This window comes from Dysgonomonas sp. GY617 (genome assembly GCF_015233815.1).
Classification (GTDB): domain Bacteria; phylum Bacteroidota; class Bacteroidia; order Bacteroidales; family Dysgonomonadaceae; genus Dysgonomonas_A.
In genome coordinates this window covers 150697-159067 of sequence record NZ_JADCLR010000002.1, presented here as the reverse complement: position 1 = coordinate 159067, position 8371 = coordinate 150697, and the positions used below count along the sequence as shown (strand labels likewise).

Genomic DNA, 8371 nt, shown 5'->3' with positions numbered 1-8371 from the left:
AGTTGTACCCGTTGTTGCACTGGCTAAGGTTATAGCTGGTGAACTTGAGCTATTACAGTAAGTTAGATTGTTTAAAACGGTACTTACAGTAGGCGTAGGATTGACCGTAATGGTATACTCTTTATAAGTTCCAACACAACCATTAGCAGTTGGTGTTACTCGAATAGTTGCTGTAATGGGATTAGCGGTAGCATTAGTGGCAGTAAACGCTGGTATATTACCTGTTCCACTGGCAGCTAAGCCAATTGCTGTATTAGTGTTTGTCCATGTATAAGTTGTACCTGTAGTGGCACTCGCTAATGTTATAGCTGGTGAACTTGAGGCATTACAGTAAGTTAGATTGTTTAAAACTGTACTTACAGTTGGGGTAGGATTTACTGTAATGGTATACTCTTTATAAGTTCCAACACAACCATTAGCAGTCGGTGTTACTCGAATAGTTGCTGTAATGGGATTAGCGGTAGCATTAGTGGCAGTAAACGCTGGTATATTACCTGTTCCACTGACAGCTAAGCCAATTGCTGTATTACTATTTGTCCAAGCATAAGTTGTACCCGTAGTAGCGCTTGTTAAAGTTATAGCTGGTGAACTTGAGCCTCCACAATAAGTTAAATTATTCAAAACTGTACCTATAGTAGCTGTAGGATTTACTGTGATAGTAAACTGTTTAGGATCTCCAACGCAACTTCCTTGATTTGGAGTTACCGTAATAGTTGCAATTAGAGGTGCAGTTCCCGTATTTGTGGCTGTAAATGCGGGAATATTACCTGTACCACTGGCAGCTAAGCCAATTGCTGTATTAGAATTTGTCCATGTATAAGTTGTGTTAGGCAATGTACTTCCTGTAAACACAAACGTATTAGCTGCAACTGTTTCCTTATTACAGAATACTTTATTTGATGGCTGACTTACAGTAGGTATATCATCATCTGCAATAGTATAAGTAGTTAGGATAGTTGTTCCTCTCTGTACCAAATCGTTACAAACTTCGGAATCGATCTGAATTCTTATAGTCCTATTATTCTGACAAGTAGTATTACCTAAAATAGTAAAGTTATCCAATGTTAGCGTTTTAGGCGTAGAATAATCTCCAGCCGGAATAATAAAACCTTTTACATAAGTAAAATCAGTTCCTTGAACAGCAGTTCCTCCACTTACAACAGAAAAATTACACACCTGCTCTTGATACAATCGTCCACCACCTGCAACTATCTGTATATTATTTGCTGGATGCGAAACATTACCTTCCGGTTCTGAAATTGTTGCAGATACAAAATTGACTGATACAGGAGTTGAAATATTTGTAGGAGGTACCGGATCAGATACAGGAGTATTATCAAATTCACCTTTAGTATTACCATAAGCATGAATTACCCCTTTTGTTCCTACCTGACCGGCAGCTAAAGGTCCAATTGTAAACTCAACGGCAATACCATCATCAATACAAGTTGTACCAAGCGTATTTGTCAACTTTAATGTCGAAGCATCAATTGTATTACGTGGGCTGTAAGGCCCAGAATAATAACTTCTAAAACCAGTTCCTGATGTCTTAAATCCATGTGTTGATGGGAATACAGGATTTTTCTTACTTCCTGAACAAGTAGTGTTAGAATCTGAGGCATCACGATAATCTCCAACAAAGTGCCCTGAAGTATTCTGTGTTATATAACCTCGCGACCCATCGGAACCTAAGATATATGCATCATGACTTAAATACAGGTGAACAGTCTCTGGTGCAGGCAGATCAAAAGGGGCTCTTACAATATAATCAACCAAAAAATATCTGTTTGGGTGTGTATATTTAAAATTCATTGTTACAAAGAATTTCTTACTACTTATTGGGGATGTTACATATCCAGATATGCTTGTAGTCCAATCATTACCCACTTGTTGTGCAGCAGTCGTTGAACAAGCAGTCATTGTTAATGATGTAGAATTATAAGTAGTTCCATTATCAAATCGGAAATTTAATGTAACACCATTCCCAGCACCATCAGGCCAAACATATCCTGAAAAATATTGGGTCTGATTTTGTCTATATACTGAAAGAGTACCATTTATATTTACAACAACCTTCAATCCATCATCTAAACTTGCACTAGCACCGCCATTAGGATTAATAGTCTGAGCTGACTGTGCGAGTAAATCCCCATTGACCACTAATAAAGTGATAAATAAAAGTATAATTCTTAAAATCTTATATTTTGTTTCCATATCCGATTAACCAATTATATAAAAGAGAATAAATCCAATAACTGTCGGATCGAAATTATTATCAACCGTAAATTTTGTTGTAGCTCCTTCTCCGTCATTACGAAGGAGTATGCCATCTAAAATAGTAGCAGCAGTTTCTTCTTTTACAACTCTTCTTACATTAGCTGTCACTCTATAGAAACGACCTTCTCCCAATACATAGTAACCTATCATATCACCTTCTTTATTGTAATATTGAATTTTACTATCTGATCTTTCATAGCTCCCTACCGATCCCAGCTCATGTGGAACATTATTAAACAACATGATGAATTTTCCATTCTCTAATTTATAAGAGACAACACCAGCATGTACCATCTCAAAAGAATTATCGGTCAACATACGAGCTAATTCTTTCCCCTCAGCATTTCTGATAGACTGCCCGCTTACTCCTACTGTCATACAGAAGGCTAGTAATAGCAGTGATAATTTTATATATATCGTTTTCATTGTTTATTATTTTATTCCATTTTATAAGCCTGGCAATCAAAGCTCTTCTGTTTGATCAATATAAGGTTCCCAGTCTTTCGCTGTGATTTTCACATCCAGATTTGTACCGGGCTCACCTCTGAATGTCAGATTGATTTCAATAATTCCATTCGGTTTAGGTACAAAGGGGATTTCAACAGGGCTATTCCCATAAAAAGGTAAATTATTGATAGGCATACTGACCTTAAGCCTCAGTTTTTTTGCTGTTGCTGGATTAAAAGAGTCAGCATCTATATCTGCAGGAATAATATATTCTAATATATTAGCCTTGCCCGTTGCATCAAATACAAAATATTCCCTTAGAGGTTTGCTCGAAATATCAGCAGAAGCGGTAGATAGTTTTCCATTCCAGAACAATGTCGTAGGTACATCCAATAATTCAGCATAAGCTGATTCATGGGTACCAATTACCTGATCGAAACCATTATGTTCTTTGAGAATTACTCTCACCATAGCCACATTTCTATTAAGTACAGCTGATTTCTCTGTTATTATATTAGGCTGTATCACAACGGGTATTAAAGATGCATATCGCAATTCGGGCATTTGATTTAAAAACTCTCCCCCCGATTTCAATGCAGTTTTCCACATAGGAGTAGTACTCATAGCTTGCCCATAGTTGGGTAAAAGTATTTTATTGGAAATATCGGTATTACAACTAAGGAGTACCAAGTCCCATGTATTTGCTACCATATTAGTAGAAATAATATCTCCTGACTGAACTAAATTTAGTTGCTTATGATGGTAGTTGGCCAACTGGTCAAAAACATAAACAGCCGTATTGCTCATTATTTCAGCAGGAACCGACCTCATATTCAGAGATAGTTTTGCGTCTGTTTTATCTGCATCATCTAAGTCTCCATCCGCTTTATCACAAGACTGAAACAAGGCTGACGATACTAGACAGATAGTAAGAAGGCACAGAAGCATTCTGAATTCTCGATTTCTAATATATTTTCCGATTATTTTTATATACATATTATATCGTTTTTACTTGTAAACATTGCCAATCCAGGGAAAAAGATTTTGTCCTACGGTTTCTTTAATTTCTATAACAGAGCGAGACGATTCACTAACCGAAGCAGATCTTAACTCTTCAACAAGGCTTTCGTTATAAAAATTACCCAATCCCTTTATTACAGCAGTTACACTATATTGATAGTTACGTTTGATAAAATTATGGTCAGCATTCCCACTAGCAACTCCATTGGAATTAATGACTATGGGATAATAGCATTTTACGGTTCTAGCTTTGCCGTCGCGAGTACTTATAAAATCGAATCTGGCACCAATAATAAAATAGGTCGGATATTGAACGCTCTTATAATTTTCGAAAACATAGAACCACAAAGGAGAATGATTTGCACCCGTAGGTGGTTGTATAGGGTTACCTTCAAGCGTCGCATCATAGGCTGACGCATTTATAGCTTCTTCCAGAGAGTTCGAGAGTGTGCTTGAGGAGAAAATATCGGTCAAACCTGTTCTGAAAAACTGATATCCGTCTCGGTTTCCATGTCCAAAGTTTCCTGTTAATGGAGTTGCATTGCTAGAGACGAAGTACGATGCTGTTTTAGCATTTAACATAAAAACAGAATCAAGAGCGTATTCATAAACAGAAGTAGGATAACCCGCCTCTAAGTTGAGTGTAGAAGGCAAATCGAAAGTTATTTTCCTAAATGCTACGCGGGCAGCCAGACGTTCTACATAATATGGCTCGGTTCCATCAAGTACGTAACCTGAATTATCTAAGATATTCTCGGGGCGACCGTTATTTGTTGTATAACCCAGATATTGTTGTTCGTGCAGATTGCTACAGATTACTTTTTTATATCCACACATTATGAGATCAGTACTCAAATTTGAAGGTGTTACTCCACCGATAGGAATATCTTCGGGATTTACAATCACGCCGGAATGAGCGTATTCGTTCTGATCGGATAAATTGACAGTCATAGCCTTAAAATCTGCAAGATTTAAACCTCCTGGGCTCGAAACTTTTGCACTGAAATAATTATCAGGAGCATTGGCAACAACATATATCTCCCTTGTGCCTGCCGTTATTCCTACAGCTTTTACTTCATAAATTTCTTTAGCATTGCCGGTTGCATCAACGGCACGAGGGACTGATTTATAACCATCAAGTGTTCCGTCATCAGATTTAAAAGCCAAAACCTCTAAACTGTATATTTTATTTTCGTCTGAATAAACAGGAGTTCCCGTAGAGCGAACATTATTTTCGGCTCCATTCTCCTTATCGGTTGTATTTAGTGAGATTGCCAAAAACTTCAGGTCTTTCTCCTTATTATCTATGTCGTCAGTCAGGTTGTCGCTAGAGCATGAACATATGCAGACTGCAACCAGCATCGAGACCAACACATCATTCAGATATTTTCTTATGTTTCTTTTTCTCATTATTTGTTCAATCTTATTCATGAAACTGAATTGATTTGCAATTCTTTTTTTATTTAGACTTTTAGAATCTTAGCCTTTAGGTACAGCAATAATTTTTAGTTATTGAAAAGTATAGTGCACATTACACCACGAAATTTTAGCTTGTTTATCCTTCAATAAAGACATCGAAGAGATTCCAGCATAAGAGAAGGCTCCGGAAAAGGTCTCTTCATTGTTTTTGACTCTTAATTTGTCAGATCCATACAACTTCTCAACTCTTGTGAGCCCTTTCATTACGACCAGTTTATTTCTATCTCCATAAGCAAATGTTATCCATTCGCTATGTTGAGTATCGTAAACCTTTAGGGCACCTTTTTCGAATCGATACTCGTACGTATAGTTCTCGGGCATGAAACAGAGTTTAGAATCATCAATAAATATCAACATCGAATGTTCGAAGTAAGAATCTTTGACACCTATATAATCCACCCACATTTTTTGCGGATCTAATCCCGATGTTTCTAACTCTACAGCTCCTTTTTTTGAGCCTGCAAACATTTTAAATTCTTTAATCTGGCAATGCCTGAAAGATAGAACCAAGGGTAAAATATTTTTTTTCATATTATTTCTCTTATTCTAAAGTTCGATTCGAAAAAGGATATCCAATCAAGGACGTAACGGACAATGATAATCCGAACGCTTTGTCATCACTTTCATCACTGGTGCCTTAGTATTTATGTGATAAGACACCACATGATGAGAGAGTAATTTTTTAGTCGTTAATAGTAAAGCCTGCATATTTTCCATCTGATGAAATATTTATTTGAGGAGCATTAGCTGGTGTTATTACAGAATCTAAACCTACAACCAGTTTTTTAGCTCCCAGTTTGTCTTTATCAAAAAGAATTATTCCATTTAAGTTAACTGCACTTCTGTTTCCATCGCCCCAGATACGTAAATCATGAAGATTTGTGAATACAAAATCCTTACCTTCACTAGCAGTTGTTTCAGCAGCTACAGAAGACGAAATGGTTATATCTCCACCAGTTGAATTTGTAAGCAATGCACCATCAGAAGCTCTTAACAAAGAGATACGGAAGAAACCTGATACAATATTATTCATACGACCATGGTCACCCAATGATGTTACAGCAAGCATTGCTGGTTGATCTATTACTGTACCTGAACAACTTAACAATGAACTTTCGAAGCCAACATTAGCATCGCTGATTGCATGTACTTTATTGAAGTCTACAATTACAGTTTTAGGCAATTCATAGCGTGTATCGCTTAAAGTTTTCACATTGAACTTTCCTGTTTTCGATCCATTAACAATGGTCAAACGAGGAGTTATACCCATATCGAAGTCAAGAGCATCTGCCGTTCCTTTTCCATAGCTACCGTCTATTACAATATCAGATCCTGTTGCATTTACCAGAGACTCTCCATTTGTTTTGAAGATTCCCAATTCATAAATTATATCTCTTTCGTCTTCTAGACCATCTCTTGTATTAACCAATTTCACTATCACTTCTTGATCTTCAATAGTAGCAGTTCCTTTAGGTTTTACTAAGTAACTTTTACTTATATTAGCAAGATACATTTCGAACAATTTACGTCCTTCTACCAAATTATTAGCTTTGATAGGAACTTCTACATCTTGCTTAATCATGTACTTAGCTGCTCCATCGTTAGAAGGGACGAAAGATAAACTACCTTTTATCGGAGAATAGTTATTTGCTTCGGTGGCTGTACCCTCTTTTGTAGCATACTCTACTGTAACAGGAACAGGAACTCCCTGATCTGTTGTTGAATACCCTGTAAGAGTTACTGTAAACAATGCTGTTGTATAACCATTTACAGGTTTATTTATTTTAACATCTGACACATACACACCATGACCCAATTTTACAAGACGATTATTCATGTCTTTTAGGAGAACATCACCATTTGATGTGAAATTAATTTCATTGAATGATTTCTTTGAATCTTCAACAGCATAACGATCGAATAATAAGTCACCCATATTAGAAACCATACAAATACGACCCGAAGATGTACTTGCCAAAAAGATTCCGTTAGGACTTAATTGGGTTTTATTGAAATTACCGTCGGTTGATTTCTGATATATTTGACGTCCGTCTTTAGCAAGTCCAATAATTGTACCTCGTGCTCTGTCATTATCAAAACCTACGATTACCGATTCGCCCGATATTGCGTCTATACCCATACCCGAAATGCTTTCCTTCATTACATACTTTTGTAAATCTGTTCCATCATTACGTAATAAAGAGTAATAGCTCTTGTCGCTACCATTACCTCCAACAAGAATGTTTCCGTTATTGGCTACATATAAATGCTCAAGAGAGGTTAGTGGTGATGCAGGTACAATTTCCTTATTGAATACAACATCTCCTTCGGCTCTTATTTTAAGGACTCTACCTCCGCTTGAGTTGCTGTTACCTACTAAGAACACATGTCCGTCCTGAGCTATTATCATTTTATTGATATGAAAACCTGCTTCAGGAAGAGGAGTTACAAATACAGGTTTTCCATTACTATCAAGACGAGTAACCGATGCACCTGCTCCATCTTCTGAAGTAAAAGCGGCATACACAAATTCAGTAGAACTGCCTAACACATCAAAAGCAACGCAAGTTCCACTTTCACTTGCAACATACTTATATACTGTATTTTTACCCGTAGCATCTATTTTTCCAACCATTCCGGCTCTTACACCTAATGGAGAAGGTTCGTAACCTCCCAAAATAAGGCTTCCGTCTTTGAGAATTTTACCGCAGAATAATTCACTACCTTCATTTCCCAGATAAACATCTGTCGAAATATCTCCTTTATTATCTATAATTAGGGCACGACCCGAAATCTGAGCAGATCTTTTACCTTTTGCATTAACATTTGATTGACCAATAATCAACACTTTATTGTTTCCGGCATAATACACATTATTAACCGAAAGAAACCCCGTAGGCAACGAACGTGAAAAACGAGTATCACCTTCTCTCTTCACCCAAGTTACCGTTGTTTTATTATTGTCAGTACCCACCAAAACAGCTTCACCATCAGCAGTAGGACATAAATGTTGGTAATCTATATTTTCGCCATATGTTCTGTCGAATACAACAGGCATATACTGAGCTTTAAGTGTGTTTACCGGAAATCCAATCAATAAGGCACAAGCAAGCAGGCTGCCATATATCTTTTTTCTGCACTTCATAAT

The 8371-nt window shown here is 36.9% G+C and carries 6 protein-coding genes; all 6 read right to left on the bottom strand.

Annotated elements, in window-relative coordinates; translation table 11 throughout:
• A partial coding sequence (locus IR022_RS04305) for a PKD-like domain-containing protein (protein ID WP_199330263.1) occupies positions 1 to 2214 on the bottom strand: 2214 nt, incomplete at its 3' end.
• A gap of 6 nt (positions 2215 to 2220) precedes the next feature.
• A complete protein-coding gene (locus IR022_RS04300; protein ID WP_194202746.1) occupies positions 2221 to 2703 on the bottom strand; it encodes a hypothetical protein in 483 nt (160 codons plus the stop codon).
• A gap of 36 nt (positions 2704 to 2739) precedes the next feature.
• Positions 2740 to 3720: a hypothetical protein gene (locus tag IR022_RS04295; protein ID WP_194202745.1), complete on the bottom strand. Its 981-nt coding sequence runs from the start codon at positions 3718 to 3720 to the stop codon at positions 2740 to 2742.
• A gap of 12 nt (positions 3721 to 3732) precedes the next feature.
• A complete protein-coding gene (locus IR022_RS04290) occupies positions 3733 to 5154 on the bottom strand; it encodes a fimbrial protein (protein ID WP_194202744.1) in 1422 nt (473 codons plus the stop codon).
• A gap of 99 nt (positions 5155 to 5253) precedes the next feature.
• Complete coding sequence (locus IR022_RS04285; RefSeq protein WP_050710369.1) at positions 5254 to 5754, bottom strand: hypothetical protein; 501 nt, start codon at positions 5752 to 5754, stop codon at positions 5254 to 5256.
• 151 nt (positions 5755 to 5905) lie between these two features.
• Positions 5906 to 8368: a Calx-beta domain-containing protein gene (locus tag IR022_RS04280; RefSeq protein WP_194202743.1), complete on the bottom strand. Its 2463-nt coding sequence runs from the start codon at positions 8366 to 8368 to the stop codon at positions 5906 to 5908.
• Between the last annotated feature and the right edge of the window lie 3 nt (positions 8369 to 8371).